This is a genomic window from Halopseudomonas laoshanensis, from assembly GCF_008365385.1.
Classification (GTDB): domain Bacteria; phylum Pseudomonadota; class Gammaproteobacteria; order Pseudomonadales; family Pseudomonadaceae; genus Halopseudomonas; species Halopseudomonas laoshanensis.
Genome location: NZ_QOVF01000002.1, coordinates 551,712 through 566,431 on the forward strand (window position 1 = coordinate 551,712; position 14,720 = coordinate 566,431).

13 protein-coding genes are annotated in these 14,720 nt (G+C 58.3%); 3 read left to right on the forward strand and 10 right to left on the reverse strand.

The features are described 5' to 3' along the window. Window positions 1–3 precede the first annotated feature (3 nt). From DT594_RS09065 to DT594_RS09075, 3 genes are all read left to right on the forward strand, one after another. The gene (locus DT594_RS09065; protein ID WP_149332378.1) at window positions 4–831 is read left to right on the forward strand and encodes a M23 family metallopeptidase; all 828 of its coding nucleotides are present in this window, start codon (window positions 4–6) and stop codon (window positions 829–831) included. Between the two features lie 410 nt (window positions 832–1,241). Then, window positions 1,242–2,912, forward strand: coding sequence for a 2-isopropylmalate synthase (leuA, locus tag DT594_RS09070; protein ID WP_149332379.1), 1,671 nt, complete (start codon window positions 1,242–1,244; stop codon window positions 2,910–2,912). 178 nt (window positions 2,913–3,090) lie between these two features. Next, window positions 3,091–4,197, forward strand: coding sequence for an alkene reductase (locus DT594_RS09075; RefSeq protein WP_149332380.1), 1,107 nt, complete (start codon window positions 3,091–3,093; stop codon window positions 4,195–4,197). Between the two features lie 67 nt (window positions 4,198–4,264). Here the strand turns inward: DT594_RS09075 and der are convergent, their stop codons facing one another. The 10 genes from der to DT594_RS09125 all read right to left on the reverse strand — a co-directional run bounded on the left by der (window position 4,265) and on the right by DT594_RS09125 (window position 14,718). Further along, a complete protein-coding gene (gene der / locus DT594_RS09080; protein ID WP_149332381.1) occupies window positions 4,265–5,716 on the reverse strand; it encodes a ribosome biogenesis GTPase Der in 1,452 nt (483 codons plus the stop codon). Window positions 5,717–5,809: 93 nt separating this feature from the next. Next, on the reverse strand, window positions 5,810–6,949 hold the full coding sequence (bamB, locus tag DT594_RS09085) for an outer membrane protein assembly factor BamB (RefSeq protein ID WP_149332658.1): 1,140 nt from the start codon (window positions 6,947–6,949) through the stop codon (window positions 5,810–5,812). A 5-nt stretch (window positions 6,950–6,954) separates the two neighbouring features. After that, window positions 6,955–7,596, reverse strand: a complete 642-nt coding sequence (locus tag DT594_RS09090; RefSeq protein ID WP_096345213.1) for a YfgM family protein — start codon at window positions 7,594–7,596, stop codon at window positions 6,955–6,957. A gap of 38 nt (window positions 7,597–7,634) precedes the next feature. Beyond that, window positions 7,635–8,912, reverse strand: a complete 1,278-nt coding sequence (hisS, locus tag DT594_RS09095) for a histidine--tRNA ligase (RefSeq protein WP_281290892.1) — start codon at window positions 8,910–8,912, stop codon at window positions 7,635–7,637. A 15-nt stretch (window positions 8,913–8,927) separates the two neighbouring features. Further along, window positions 8,928–10,046, reverse strand: a complete 1,119-nt coding sequence (gene ispG, locus DT594_RS09100; RefSeq protein ID WP_178091507.1) for a flavodoxin-dependent (E)-4-hydroxy-3-methylbut-2-enyl-diphosphate synthase — start codon at window positions 10,044–10,046, stop codon at window positions 8,928–8,930. A 7-nt stretch (window positions 10,047–10,053) separates the two neighbouring features. Then, window positions 10,054–11,028 carry a RodZ domain-containing protein gene (locus DT594_RS09105; protein ID WP_149332383.1) on the reverse strand — a complete coding sequence of 325 codons (975 nt, stop codon included), beginning with the start codon at window positions 11,026–11,028 and terminating at the stop codon, window positions 10,054–10,056. A 2-nt stretch (window positions 11,029–11,030) separates the two neighbouring features. After that, window positions 11,031–11,786: a type IV pilus biogenesis/stability protein PilW gene (gene pilW, locus DT594_RS09110; protein WP_149332384.1), complete on the reverse strand. Its 756-nt coding sequence runs from the start codon at window positions 11,784–11,786 to the stop codon at window positions 11,031–11,033. Between the two features lie 24 nt (window positions 11,787–11,810). Beyond that, window positions 11,811–12,962 (reverse strand): dual-specificity RNA methyltransferase RlmN, encoded by a 1,152-nt coding sequence (rlmN, locus tag DT594_RS09115; RefSeq protein WP_149332385.1) that lies wholly within the window; start codon window positions 12,960–12,962, stop codon window positions 11,811–11,813. A gap of 36 nt (window positions 12,963–12,998) precedes the next feature. After that, window positions 12,999–13,427 carry a nucleoside-diphosphate kinase gene (ndk, locus tag DT594_RS09120; protein WP_096345218.1) on the reverse strand — a complete coding sequence of 143 codons (429 nt, stop codon included), beginning with the start codon at window positions 13,425–13,427 and terminating at the stop codon, window positions 12,999–13,001. 136 nt (window positions 13,428–13,563) lie between these two features. After that, complete coding sequence (locus DT594_RS09125) at window positions 13,564–14,718, reverse strand: IscS subfamily cysteine desulfurase (RefSeq protein WP_149332386.1); 1,155 nt, start codon at window positions 14,716–14,718, stop codon at window positions 13,564–13,566. Window positions 14,719–14,720 lie beyond the last annotated feature (2 nt).

A 14,720-nucleotide genomic window follows, 5' to 3' on the forward strand; every position in this document is an offset into this window, starting at 1 on the left:
TAGATGAAATCCTTTCTTGCCTTGCTGATAATGGCCTGCCTGAGCCTGCCCGCGCATGCTGAAGGCTTTATTACTCGCTTGTTGAACAAACCCGTGCCCGGCGGCGTAGCTGTGGTCAAGCTACCAGAACAGGACAGCGCACCCCGCGTGCGTTACCAGGACCAGTCGGTACTGGTCATTCGCGAGGATGGCCAGCGCTGGATCGCGATAACCGGCATCCCGCTAACGGTAAAGCCAGGGACCGAACAGCTGGAGTTGGACAATGGCCAGAAGCTCGACTTCCAGGTCGGCAGCCGCGAGTACCCGGCCCAGCGCATCACCCTGAAGAATCAGCAGCACGTCACACCTGACCCCGCACACCTCAAGCGGATTCAGCGCGAACTGGACGAGCAAATCGCCGCCTATAAAACTTTCAGCCCCAGACAGCCGAGCAACCTGATGCTCGACCGCCCGGTTGACGGCCGTCTGTCCAGCGCCTTTGGCCTGCGGCGGATTTTTAACGGCGAGGAGCGCAACCCGCACTCGGGTCTGGATTTCGCCGCGCCCAGCGGCACTCCGATCAAATCGCCCGCCGAAGGCAAAGTGATACTGACGGGAGATTACTTCTTCAACGGTAAAACCGTGTTCGTCGATCATGGCCAGGGGCTGATCAGCATGTTCTGCCACCTGTCATCGATCGGCGTGAAGGTAGGTGATGAACTGGACCGGGGCGAAGTGTTGGGCAAGGTCGGCGCCACCGGTCGCGCCACCGGCCCCCACCTGCACTGGAACGTCAGCCTGAACAACGCCAGGGTCGACCCGGCCATCTTTATCGGCGCATACATGCATTAAGGTTTTATCTAAGGCCGGCTAGGCTAAGTCCGGTTAGGGTTTGGGACAGCCAACCCAGCCTCACCCCAAAGCCCGAAATAGCATGCAGCCTGTCAGGGTGGAGAAAGTGTTGATAACAGAGACGTTATCTCCAAGCCTCCAGGGATGGATTTACGGCGTCTTTCGGAACCCTGCCAGGCTGAGTGCGGCAATAACACCGCCAATCGGCTAACAGCAATCCGCGCAAAAAACCCTCAAATCGGCCCAATTCGGTCGACATACATGCCAAAGAACTCAATAATTCGCGACTAAATAGCGAATTTCTAATTAGCCTTGCAATAAAAAACCCAAACAACTAACTTTGCTGCAACAACACCCTATTTATAGCACCGACGCGCTCACAAGGCGCCGATCAGTACAGGATATTCAGCATGAGCATGCTCAAAGACCCATCCAGCAAATACAGAGCCTTTCAGCCGGTCGACATCCCCGACCGCACCTGGCCATCAAAGACCCTTACCGAGGTTCCGGTGTGGTGCAGCTCCGACCTGCGCGATGGCAACCAGTCGCTGATCGAACCCATGGATCCCGCACGCAAACTGCGCTTTTTCCAGACTCTGGTCAAAATCGGCGTCAAACAGATCGAAGTTGCCTTCCCATCGGCATCGCAAACCGACTTCGACTTTGTTCGCACGCTGATCGAAAAAGGCCACATCCCTGACGATGTCACCATTCAGGTGCTGACCCAGGCCCGCGCCGACCTGATCGCCCGTACTTTTGAATCGGTACGCGGCGCCAAGAAAGCCATCGTCCACGTTTATAACGCTACCGCCCCGAGCTTCCGGCGCATCGTCTTCAACCAGGACAAGAAAGGCGTGGTGGATATTGCCGTGAATGCCGCCAAGCTGATCAAGGAACATGCCGCCCAGCAGCCAGAAACGCAGTGGACCTTCCAGTACTCGCCAGAGATTTTCACCTCTACCGAACTGGATTTTGCCGTCGAAGTCTGCGACGCGGTACTGGATGTGTGGCAACCAACGCCAGACAACAAGGTCATTCTCAACCTGCCAGCCACGGTAGAAGTAGCTACCCCTAATCATTACGCCGATCAGATCGAATGGTTCGGCCGCCACATCAGCCGTCGCGACAATGTATTGATCAGCTTGCACACGCATAACGATCGCGGCACCGGCGTAGCAGCCACCGAGCTGGGACTGCTCGCCGGAGCGGATCGGGTCGAAGGTTGCCTGTTCGGAAACGGCGAACGCACCGGTAACGTGGACCTGGTGACTCTGGCCTTGAATCTGTACACCCAGGGCATCAACCCGCAACTGGACTTTTCCGATATCGATGCCGTGCGCAAGGTGGTCGAAGAGTGTAACCAGCTGCCGGTACACCCACGTCACCCCTATGTCGGGGATCTGGTCCACACCGCCTTCTCCGGCTCTCACCAGGACGCGATTCGCAAGGGCTTCACCCAGCAGAAAAGCGACACCCTCTGGGAGGTGCCTTACCTGCCGATTGACCCCGCGGATATCGGCCGCAGCTACGAGGCGGTGATTCGGGTCAATAGTCAGTCTGGCAAGGGCGGCATCGCCTACCTGTTGGAGCAGGAATACGGCATCAGCCTGCCGCGGCGCATGCAGATCGAGTTCAGCCAGGTAGTTCAGGGCGAAACCGACCGGCTGGGTCTGGAGATGAGCGCAAAACAGATCCACGATCTGCTTGAGCGTGAATATCTGCAAGCCAGCGATCCCTATACGCTGATTCGTCATCGGCTGCAGGAAGAGAATGGCACCAGTGCGGTGGATGTTGAGGTGCTGAATGAGGGCGAAACTCAGCATTGGCGCGGTCTTGGCAAAGGTCCGCTGGAAGCCTTGGTCGCCGGTTTGCCGGTCAAGGTGGAGATCATGGATTACCACGAACACGCCATCGGCTCAGGTAGCAATGCCAAGGCTGCGGCTTATATCGAAATCCGCCTGGACAATGGCCGACCCTTGCACGGCATCGGCATTGACGAGAACCTGACCACCGCCAGCTTCCGCGCGCTGTTCAGCGCCTTGAACCGAGCTCTACGTCAAGCCGACCAACAAGCCGCTTGATCCACCGCATAAGCGCAGGAAAGACACTCCGTCCTTCCTGCGCTAGTCCCTACTGCCATGCCCCTGCTCCCGCGACAATCCGATACATAACCGAGTTGCGAAAATGCACGTCGCACCCATAATGGCGCAGAATCCAGGATTTTTTTAAAACTGGCCCGTCCATTTAAGGAATTTGTCGATGTCTGACAACACATTGTTGAAGCCCATACGCCTGGGCACTCTGGATCTTCCCAACCGCGTCATCATGGCCCCGCTCACCCGCCAGCGCGCGCAGCAGCCAGGTAACATTCCGCACCAACTGAACGCCACCTACTACGCTCAACGCGCCAACGCCGGCCTGATTATCAGCGAAGCCACGCAGATCTGCGCCGAAGGCCAGGGCTATGCCTGGACACCGGGCGTACACAGTGCCGAGCAGATCGCCGGCTGGAAGCTGACCACCGATGCGGTGCACAAGGCGGGTGGGCGCATTTTCATGCAGCTATGGCACGTGGGACGCATCTCCCATACCTTGCTGCAGCCAAACGGCGCGGCCCCGGTAGCGCCCTCGGCGATCCAGGCCAAAGCCGAGTGCTATGTGCAGGAAGCCGATGGCAGCCACCATAAAGCACCCACGTCAATGCCCCGCGCACTGCCAACAGAAGAGCTGCCTGGCATCGTCGAGGCTTATGCCCAAGGCACTCGCAACGCCATGGAAGCGGGATTTGACGGCGTCGAAGTGCATGCTGCCAATGGCTATCTTCTGGACCAGTTTCTCTGTTCAGACAGCAATCAGCGCACAGATAACTATGGCGGCAGCGTCGAGAATCGCGTGCGACTGGTACTGGAAGTAGTTGACGCTGCTGTAAGCACAGTAGGCGACAGCGGCCGGGTGGGCATCCGCATCTCGCCGATGGGTACATTCAACGGTGTGGATGACGCGAACCCGCTAGAGACTTTCAGCCACCTGATCAAGGAGCTGAACAGCCGTCAGTTGGCATATCTGCACGTCAACAAGCCTGACTGGGTTGGCGGCACTTACGAGGGATTCGACGAGCTGCTTCAGGCCCTGCGTGAGCAATACACCGGACAATTGATTCTTTGCGGCGGAATGGATGCCAGCAGTGGAGCCGAAGCGATTGATTCCGGTCTGGCTGATGTGGTCGCCTTCGGCCGGCCCTACATTGCCAACCCGGATCTGGTGGCACGTATCCAAGCCGGGGCCGAGTGGAACAATATCAACCCAGCCACCCTCTACGGCGGAGCTGAAATCGGCTATACCGACTATCCGACCTTGAACGGCTGATACCGCTAAAGAAAAAGGCTGCCGTGAATGACACGACAGCCTTTTTTTGCGGCGTAACACCTCATAATCAGCGCTTGTCGCGGCGCTTCTTCTCGGCGGTCTTGTGGTGGCTCATCAACCGACGCTTCTTGTTGACCTGTCGATCGGTCAGCGTGTTCTTGCGATCCTCATAGGGATTCTCACCTGACTTGTACTCGACCCGGATCGGCGTGCCTGACAACTTCAGCACCTTGCGGAAGGTATTTTCCAGGTACCGCGTATAGGAGCCAGGAACCTTTTCCAGCTGATTGCCGTGCACGATGATGATCGGCGGGTTTGAACCACCCAGGTGCGCATAGCGCATCTTGATCCGACGGCCGTTGACCATAGGTGGCTGGTGCTCGCTGACGGCATCTTCGAGAATCTGCGTCATGCGGTTGGTCGGCACCTTGGTCATGGCGCTGGCGAACGCCTTGTCGACCGACTTGTAAAGCAGCCCAACACCGCTGCCATGCAATGCAGAAATAAAATGCAGATCGGCGAAATCAGCAAAGAACAGGCGACGCTTGAGCTCGATCTTGACGTAGTCCTTCTCGCGCTCGTCCATCCCGTCCCACTTGTTAACCGCGATCACCAGCGCCCGTCCAGCTTCCAGCGCGAAGCCCAGCAGGTGCAGATCCTGATCGACAATCCCGTCGCGGGCATCGACCACGAAGATCACCACGTTGGCATCCTGGATTGCTTGCAGGGTCTTGACCACCGAAAACTTTTCAACCGCCTCGAACACCTTGCCCCGACGCCGAACACCGGCGGTATCGATCAAGGTGTAGGGCTTCTCATGACGCTCGTAGGGAATATAGATACTGTCACGCGTGGTACCGGCCTGATCGAAGACGATGACGCGGTCTTCACCCAGCATGCGATTGACCAGCGTCGACTTGCCCACATTGGGACGACCGATGACCGCAATCTTGGTGCCGATGGCTTCAACGATGCGGCGACCCTGGGTATCCTCGCCCTCGACTGCCCGCTCGGCCATCAGCGCGGCAATACCGTGCTCACCCATGACCTGCTCAAGCATCGGATTGATGTTGCGGCCGTGAGAAGCAGCAATACCAATAGGCGCTCCCAAACCCAGCGCGGAGAACTCACCGAGTATCGAATCCGGATCCGAGCCGTCAATCTTGTTGGCGATCAGATAGGTATGCTTGTTGCGCTTGCGCAGATGCTCGGCAATCAGTTCATCGCCGCCGGTTCTGCCCGCTTGCGAATCGACCAGAAACAGCACCGCATCGGCTTCTTCGATCGCCTGTAATGACTGTCCGGCCATTTCCATGTCGATGCCGCTTTCTTCACCGGTGATACCGCCGGTGTCGACCAGAATATAGGGCTTGCCCTGCCATCTCGCCTCACCGTATTGCCGGTCACGGGTCAGGCCGGCCACGTCGGCCACAATCGCGTCACGACTTTTGGTCAGACGATTGAAAAGAGTGGATTTGCCGACGTTCGGCCGACCCACCAGGGCAATAACAGGAACCATGATCACTCCGCGCACGGATCACCGCGCAATAAACAAAAAGGCCGCTGCGCCAGATAAGTCGGGCAGCGGCCGAAACAGTATAGCGTTTTTACTTTATTCCAGCTTCAGGGCTACCAGATCGCCGCTGTTGCCGTATACATAGAGCGTATCGCCAATAACAATCGGTGCCGCCCGGACACCCTTGCTGTCTACTCGCTTGCGTGCGACCAGCCTGCCATCGGTTTGTGCGAGCAGGTGCACATAGCCTTCGAAGTCAGCCACCGCGACGAAGCTGCTGAAAGCGACTGGCGCCGTCAGATTACGCCGCAGCAAATCTTCGTTGGTCCACAAGGGCTCAGCGCGGTTGCGGTCGACGGCTTCAATCTTGCCATCGGCATGGGTCACATACAGGCTGCCAAAACCTTCGGCAATGCCGGCATGACTGGATGCCGGGTACTGCCATAACTGACTGCCGGTTTCGGCATTCAGCGCAGCCATGACGCCCTGGAAGCTCACGACATAGAGCACATCATCCTGAAGCAGCAAGTCGCCATCGATATCCACCATGCGCTCAAGTTCGGAGCGGCCCTGAGGCTGCGCCACAAGCTCTTCCCAGAGGGGCAAGCCGGTATCGGCAGCCAGAGCGACCACACGGCCACTGGCCAAGCCGGCATACACCCGGCGCAAATTGACAACAGGGGTGCTATGCCCGCGCACGGTCAGTACCGGCAAGCTGGATTCGTAGATCCAGCGTTGCTCGCCGGAACTGATGTCCAGCGCAGTCAGCTTGTCGTCCTGGGTTTGTACAACCACCACGTCGCCATTGGTTTGCGGCGGCGCCAGTACTTCACTGGACACCTGGGCGCGCCAGAGTTCTTCACCATCGGCTTCGGCGAGCACGATCACTTCGCCATCCAGAGTCCCGAGCATGACCCGGCCACCACCCGCGCCGACTGCGCCCGAGAGCCGTTCGTCCAGCTTGACCTGCCAGTTCACTTCACCGGTGTCGCGGTCCATCGAGACCACACGGCCTTTGGCGTCTGCGGCATACAGCGTCAACCCGTCGATAACCGGGCTGAGGTGGGTAAAGAGCTTGCCCTGGCCCACGCCAATATTACGCTCCCAGCTGCGTTCCAGCTCCTGCTCGGCGGTAAAGTCTTCCAACTCAGCGGGGGGCAACTCTTTCTTGCCGGAGCTACTGCAGCCAACTGCCAGTGCTGCGGCAAGGCCTATGGCAAGATATCGGAACTTCAGGTTCACTAGGCTTCCTCCGCCAGATCATCGAGCTTCAACTGTAATTGCGGACGATCACGTGGATCTTCGATCGCCTCCATGGCTGCTGTATAAGCCGCACGCGCTTCATCAACACGTCCCAGGCCCAACAACAGATCACCGCGAACTTCTTCACGCCCAGCCAGCAAGGCACCGTTCACTTCACCGGAAAAAAGCTCCAAACCTTCTTCAGCTCGCTCCTGGTCGGCCAACACACGGGCCAGGCGCTGACGGGCCACTTCCTGCAGCGTCTCGTCGCCGGCTTCATCGGCCACCTCGCGCAGAACCTCCTCGGCACCGCTCATGTCGCCAGCTTCCACTGCCATCTTGGCCTGCATCAGCCCGGCAAACTGGGCGTAGCGGGTACCGGCATACTCGCTGCGAATCTGCTCGGCCAGTTCGGCACTGCGGGCTCGCGCCTCTTCGCCTTCGCCCGCCATAACCGTTTCCAGCATGTTCTGATACAAGGCCGAGGCATTGGCAGCCTTGGTATCTTGATAATTGGTCCAACCCTGCCAGCCGAATACCCCGGCCAGAGCGATAACCACACCGGTAAGCAGCGGGATACCGTGGCGGTTCCAGAGCTCCTTGATCTTCTCTACCTGTTCTTCTTCTGTCTGGTAACTCACCCTTGTCTCCTTACCTGCGCAAAACGGTACTGGACCGCTTACAACAATTGTTTTAGACGTGCCGGCACATCTTGCCAGGCTATATTTTCCTGCTCACCTTCCACGCGCAACGGCTTTATACCCACCCGCTGAGCGGCAATTTCATCTTCGCCGAGGATCAACGCGAACAACGCGCCTGACTTATCGGCTTTCTTGAACTGGCTCTTGAAGCTACCACCACCGCAGTGCACCACCAGCCGCATGCCGGGTAACGCATCACGCAGTTGTTCCGCCAAGCGGAAGCCGGCCTTGTCAGCCCCGGCGCCCAGGGTCACGAGATAGACATCAACCTGTCTGGCCAGTTCAGCGGGCACTTTATCCAGCGTCTGGATCAACAACAGCAAGCGCTCGATGCCCATCGCGAACCCGACTGCCGGGGCCGGCTTGCCGCCCAATTGCTCAACCAGACCGTCATAACGCCCGCCAGCACATACCGTGCCCTGCGACCCCAACTGATCAGTCACCCATTCGAACACTGTCAGGCCGTAGTAGTCCAGCCCGCGCACCAGCCGCGGATTGATCTCATAGGGTAAGCCGGCCGCATCCAGCAACGCGCACAGGCCCGCAAAATGCTCGCGGGCCTCATCATTCAGATAGTCGGCCAGCTTTGGCGCGTCGCTCAACAGCGCCTGGGTAGTCTGATTCTTGCTGTCGAGCACGCGCAGCGGGTTGGTTTCCAACCGGCGCTGGCTATCCTCGTCCAACTGGTCATAGCGCTCGCGCAGATAGCTGACCAGCGCCTCCCGATAGCGAGCACGGTCGGCACTACTACCCAGGCTGTTGAGCTGAAGACTGACAACATCTTGCAGGCCCAGCAGTTTCCACAGCCGCCAACTGAGTAAAATCAACTCGGCGTCTATATCCGGCCCACTCAGATTGAAGGTTTCAACGCCGATCTGGTTGAACTGGCGATAACGCCCTTTCTGCGGCCGCTCGTGACGGAACATCGGGCCGTTGTACCAGACCTTGTGGCTCACGCCACCGCCCAGCAGACCGTGCTCGAGCATCGCTCGCACACAGCCAGCGGTGCCTTCAGGCCGCAGTGTCAGGGAGTCGCCGTTGCGGTCGTCAAAGGTGTACATCTCTTTTTCGACGATATCCGTCACTTCACCGATGGTGCGTTTGAACAGCTCAGTCGACTCGACAATCGGCAAGCGGATTTGCTGATAACCGTAGCTGCCCAGTAACTGCGCTACGCTGCGCTCGAAATACTGCCAAAGGGCGGTGTCGGCGGGCAGTATGTCATTCATGCCGCGCACGGCTTGCAAGTTCTTCAAAGCGTCTTTCCTTTATCAACCACGGGCGATGGTATTGGCTTCCAGCGCCTGCTTGGCAGCAATCTTGTCACGAATCATTTTTTCCAGCGTATCGACCAAGTGGGCATTGTCCACTTTCTGGTCCGGGACGCCACCGACATAGAGCAAATTATTTGGCGAACCGCCGGTCAGGCCGATATCGGCCTCTTTGGCTTCGCCGGGGCCGTTGACCACACAGCCGATGACCGCTACATCCAGGGGCACGACCACATCTTCCAGGCGCGCCTCGAGTTCGTTCATGGTCTTGATCACGTCGAAGTTCTGCCGTGAGCAACTGGGGCAAGCAATGAAATTGATGCCCCGCGAACGCAAGTGCAGCGACTTGAGCAGATCGAAACCCACCTTGATCTCTTCCACCGGGTCTGCCGCCAGTGAAATGCGAATGGTGTCGCCAATGCCTTCAGCCAGCAACATGCCCAGACCAACTGCGGACTTGACCGTACCCGAACGCAGCGCACCGGCTTCGGTAATACCCAGATGCAGCGGCTGCTCGATCTGCGCCGCCAGCAGCCGGTAAGCCCCTACGGCCATGAACACGTCGGAGGCTTTGACGCTGACCTTGAAGTCCTGGAAGTCCAGTTTATCCAGATAATCCACATGCCGTAGCGCCGAATCTACCAGCGCCTGGGGGGTGGGCTCTCCGTATTTTTTCTGCAGATCTTTTTCCAGCGACCCGGCGTTCACACCAATACGGATCGGGATGCCATTATGCCGCGCGGCATCCACTACCGCGCGCACACGGTCTTCACGGCCAATATTGCCGGGGTTGATGCGCAGGCAATCAACCCCCAGATCAGCCACCCGCAGGGCAATCTTGTAGTCAAAATGGATGTCCGCCACCAGCGGCAGGGTCACGAGCTTGCGGATCTCGCCGAAAGCCTCGGCAGCCTCCATGCTGGGTACCGACACCCGTACGATGTCCGCGCCTACCGCCTGCAGCTGGTTGATCTGTCCGACAGTGGCAGCCACGTCGCAGGTTTCGGTATTGGTCATGCTCTGCACGGAGATCGGCGCATCGCCGCCTACCAGCACCGAGCCGACGCGAATCTGCCGGGAAATACGCCGCTTGATGGGAGATTCCTGATGCATGCTGATTTACCCCTTACTGGCCCAGACGCAGCCGGACCACGCCCGACTGGCTGTAGGACTGCATATTCACCGGTTCACCCCGGAAAACAATTTGCGCGACCGTTTCCACGGCGCCGATGACCACATCTACCGGACCATCATGATCGATATTCAACGCCTGCCCCGCCTGCATCAGGCTGCTGTGCAACACCTGACCACCCACCGCCGTTACCTGCAACCAGCAGTTACCGGTAAAGCGCATCTGCAAAGCGCCTGTGGCTGTTTCAGTATCAGCCGCGGATGCCGCGACTGGCTCGCTGGCCTCCGTAACAGCCGGCTCGGAAGCCGGCGCCACGGGCTGTTCGCCCTCGGTGCCCTGAGGCACCTGCTCGGCCGGCGTTTCAGCGCCACTCAGTTCATCTTCCAACGGCGCATCTAGTGGTGCTTGGTCATTATTCGCAGTCGCTTCAGCCTGCAATTGCATGTCTTCTTCCATGCTGACCGGCAGAGCCAGCGCATCAACTTCTACCTCGTCAATCAACGGCTCGGCGCCGGTCACTTCTTCTGCTGGAGTCTGCACCGGCCGGCTGTCATACCACCACACCAGCACCGAGGCGAGAATGATCAACGCGATAATCACCGATGACCAGGTGACCAGCATGTGCCCGGTTTTGCCCGGCGGGGTCAGCTTGTCGATACCACTGACGCTCCGCTCACGCACCACTACACCCACGTAGCTGTCGTACTCAAGCACCAGACGATTGGGGTCCAGGCCCAGCATGCTCGCATAGCTGCGCACGTAGCCGCGGGCAAAGGTATCGCCCGGCAACTGATCAAACCGACCTGCCTCCAGATGCAGCAGGATCTTTTCCGGCAAACGCAGAGTGGCCGCCGCCGCCGCAGTGCTCAGACCTTGTTTCTCACGCTGGTCACGCAGTGTGGCGCCGGGATTCTGTTTGCTCTGCTCGGGGAGCAGTTCCACCAAGGTGTCACGCTCTTCTATAGTCATAACTATTCTGAAGCCTCGAGAGCCTGCGCTTGCGCACTGGCCGGGTAAAGTCGACGTAATTGCAGGGCATAACTGGCTGCACGATTGTGATCTTCAAAGCGCCGAGCCAAGCGCACGCCCAGCCACAGGCTTTCGGCATCCTGCCCGGAATATTCGGTAAAGTTCCGATAATACTCCCAGGCCGGCACATAGTTCTGCGCGGTAAATTCGATCTTGGCCATTTCCAGCAAGGCCAGCGGCTGACGACTGTTCAGCCGGAGCGCGCGCTCAAAGCTGCTCTTGGCCTCCTCTACCTGCCCCATACGAGCATAGGTAAGGCCCAAGTTTTCAAACACCCGTGAGCGTTCGCCGTAGAAGTTATCCTGCGCCGCTTTCTGGAATGCCTCCAGCGCTTCCGGGTAGCGTTCCTGATTGAGCAAAAACACACCATAGTTGTTCAGAATCCGCGGGTTGTTCGGATCGCTGGCTTGCGCAGCTCGAAAGTGCTTGTCGGCCGATTCATATTCGCCTTCGCGCTGAAATACCATTGCCAGGGCAATGTTGGCCGACGCAGAACCCGGATCAATCTTTAATGCTTCGCTTAACGGCGCCTTGGCGCTCTCGGTTTCACCTTGCTGCAGGTAACCCAAACCCAACTGGATATAAGCGTCTCTGGCGGCGTCCGGATCCTTAGCGCGCTGCGGCTGGTCCGATGTAGTAACACAGCCACTCAGCACCAGGCCGAGCAAAAGTGTCACTGCCAGATTGGTTCTTCTCATCACAATCGATCCCCGTTTGGATACTTATCGTTCTGAAACAGATGGCTGCACTGTGACAGGTTCGTCAGCGCTCAGCTCTCGTAGGGCGATATAACGCTCGCTGCGGCGAGTGCGGTCCATGACCTGGCCGACCAACTGGCCGCAAGCGGCATCGATGTCTTCCCCGCGAGTGGTGCGCACGGTCACCTGATAGCCCGCCTTGTGCAGCATGTCCTGGAAGCGGCGGATACTGTTGTTACTGGGCCGCTCGTAGCCCGAATGCGGAAAGGGGTTAAACGGAATCAGGTTGATCTTGCACGGCGTATTGCGCAGTAGCTCGATCATCTCGTTGGCCTGCTCAGGCTGATCATTGACGTCCTTGAGCATGGTGTACTCGATCGTCAACACCCGCTTGTCACCCAAACGCGCGATATAGCGATTGCAGGCAGGCAGCAGGACTTCCAGCGGGTACTTCTTGTTGATCGGCACCAACTGATTGCGCAGCTCGTTATTCGGCGCATGCAGCGACAGGGCCAAAGCCACGTCGGTGATTTCGCCGAGCTTTTCGATCATCGGCACCACGCCAGAGGTCGACAGCGTGACCTTGCGCTTGGAGATCCCATAGCCCAGGTCGTCCATCATCAACAGCATGGAATCCACGACGTTATCGAAATTCAACAGCGGCTCACCCATACCCATCATTACCACGTTGGTAATGGCACGGTCGGACTTGGCTGGGATAGTGCCAAAAGACTTGTTGGCGACCCAGACCTGGCCAATGATTTCGGCTACGGTCAGATCGCTATTGAAACCTTGTTTGCCGGTAGAGCAGAAACTGCAATCCAGCGCGCAGCCAGCCTGAGAGGATACGCACAGCGTACCGCGGCCATTCTGCGGAATATAAACCGTTTCTACACAACTGCCAGAGGCAACACGTATCACCCACTTGCGGGTGCCATCCTTGGAAATATCTTCACTGACCACTTCCGGCGGCCGAATCTCGGCACAGGCGTCGAGCTTTTCGCGCAACACCTTGCCGACATTGGTCATATCTTCAAAGCGGTCGACACCAAAGTGATGGATCCATTTCATGACCTGTCCGGCACGGAAGCGCTTTTCTCCAAGGCTTTCGAAGAAGGCTTCCATTTTCGGCTGTGTCAGTCCCAGCAGATTGATCTTGCCGGTTGCATTGGTCATGGCGGTCACATCACTTGGTTGGTGGCGAGAAACAGATCAGGCGCGGGGGCACAGCTCGGTTTCAGCAAAGAAGTAGGCCACTTCGCGGGCAGCGGAAGTGGTGGAGTCTGAACCGTGTACTGCGTTGGCGTCGATGGATTCAGCGAAATCGGCGCGGATAGTACCGGCTTCAGCTTCCTTGGGGTTGGTAGCGCCCATCAGCTCACGGTTTTTCAATACAGCGCCTTCGCCTTCCAGCACCTGCACAACAACCGGACCGGAAGTCATGAAGCTGACCAGATCCTTGAAGAAAGGACGTGCGCTGTGCTCGGCGTAGAAGCCTTCAGCGTCGGACTGGGACAGCTGAACCATTTTCGCAGCGATGACGCTCAGACCAGCTTTCTCGAAACGGCCGATAATTTGGCCGACAACGTTCTTGGCAACGGCGTCAGGCTTGATGATGGACAGAGTACGTTCTACAGCCATAAAAAACTCTCCAGAAAAATCAGGGGGTGGATTCAGGGTTTAAAAAGGAATTGTTAACCTGCGGATTATACGCAGGTTAGTTGCAAATACATAACAGGCTACGGAAAAGCCTGGTCCAGGGCATCCGCGCCCGGGTTCAGGCCGCCTGACGCAGACGGGTAACCACCTGGCACAGCATGGTCGCTGCCTGATCAATGTCGTCCTGGGTGCTGAAGCGACCCAACGACAACCTCAGCGAACTGTGCGCCAACGGATCCGGGACGCCCATCGCGCGCAATACGAAGGAAGGCTCTACCGAAGCAGAATTGCAGGCGGAACCGGAAGACAACGCCAGATCCTTGAGCGCCAACAGTAGCAGCTCGCCATCCACCCCGGCGAACGCCAGATTAAGATTGTGCGGGACACGTTGCTCGGCGCTACCGTTGAGACTGACATCCGGCAGCTCCGCCAGCCCCGCCAGAAGCCGATCACGCAACTGCGCAATGCGCTGATTGTCTGCCTCCATCAATTGCGCGGCCAGCGCAAAGGATTCACCCATACCGACAATCTGGTGCGTCGCCAGCGTACCCGAACGCATGCCGCGCTCATGCCCACCGCCGTGAATCAGCGCTTCTAGCTTGAGCTGCGGGTCGCGACGCACAAAGAGTGCCCCGATACCCTTGGGGCCGTAGGTCTTGTGCGCACAGAACGACATCAGATCCACCGGCAGGTTGCGCAGGTCGATCGGCAACTTGCCGGTCGATTGCGCTGCGTCTACATGCATCAGAGCGCCGCCGGCATGTGCCACCGCGCCCAGCGCAGCAATATCGTTGATGGTGCCAACTTCATTGTTGACGTGCATCAGCGACACCAGCACGGTGTCTTCACGCAGCGCAGCGCGCAGTTGCTCAGGCGTGATCAGACCGTCAGCACCGGGTTTCAGATAGGTCACCTCGAAGCCTTCGCGCTCCAGCTGATGGCAGCTATCGAGTACCGCTTTGTGTTCAATTTGCGAGGTAATGATGTGCCGGCCACGGGCAGCCCGCGCATGGGCAACACCCTTGATCGCCAGGTTGTCCGACTCGGTCGCGCCGGAGGTCCAGATGATCTCGCGCGGATCGGCGCCGACCAGATCAGCTACCTGGCGGCGGGCATTCTCAACCGCTTCCTCTGCCCGCCAACCGTATACGTGGGAACGTGACGCCGGGTTGGCAAAATTACCGTCCAGCGTCAGACAGGCGACCATCTTCTCCGCGACCTTGGGGTCGACCGGTGTAGTGGCGGCGTAATCCAGATATATCGGCTGCATCATGG

Coding starts and splice junctions, on each gene's coding strand:
- DT594_RS09075 (WP_149332380.1), top strand. CDS start 3,091: ATGTCTGACAACACATTGTTGAAGCCCATACGCCTGGGCACTCTGGAT.
- DT594_RS09125 (WP_149332386.1), bottom strand. CDS start 14,718: ATGATGCAGCCGATATATCTGGATTACGCCGCCACTACACCGGTCGAC.
- DT594_RS09105 (WP_149332383.1), bottom strand. CDS start 11,028: ATGACTATAGAAGAGCGTGACACCTTGGTGGAACTGCTCCCCGAGCAG.
- leuA (WP_149332379.1), top strand. CDS start 1,242: ATGAGCATGCTCAAAGACCCATCCAGCAAATACAGAGCCTTTCAGCCG.
- pilW (WP_149332384.1), bottom strand. CDS start 11,786: ATGAGAAGAACCAATCTGGCAGTGACACTTTTGCTCGGCCTGGTGCTG.
- DT594_RS09065 (WP_149332378.1), top strand. CDS start 4: ATGAAATCCTTTCTTGCCTTGCTGATAATGGCCTGCCTGAGCCTGCCC.
- ndk (WP_096345218.1), bottom strand. CDS start 13,427: ATGGCTGTAGAACGTACTCTGTCCATCATCAAGCCTGACGCCGTTGCC.
- der (WP_149332381.1), bottom strand. CDS start 5,716: ATGGTTCCTGTTATTGCCCTGGTGGGTCGGCCGAACGTCGGCAAATCC.
- rlmN (WP_149332385.1), bottom strand. CDS start 12,962: ATGACCAATGCAACCGGCAAGATCAATCTGCTGGGACTGACACAGCCG.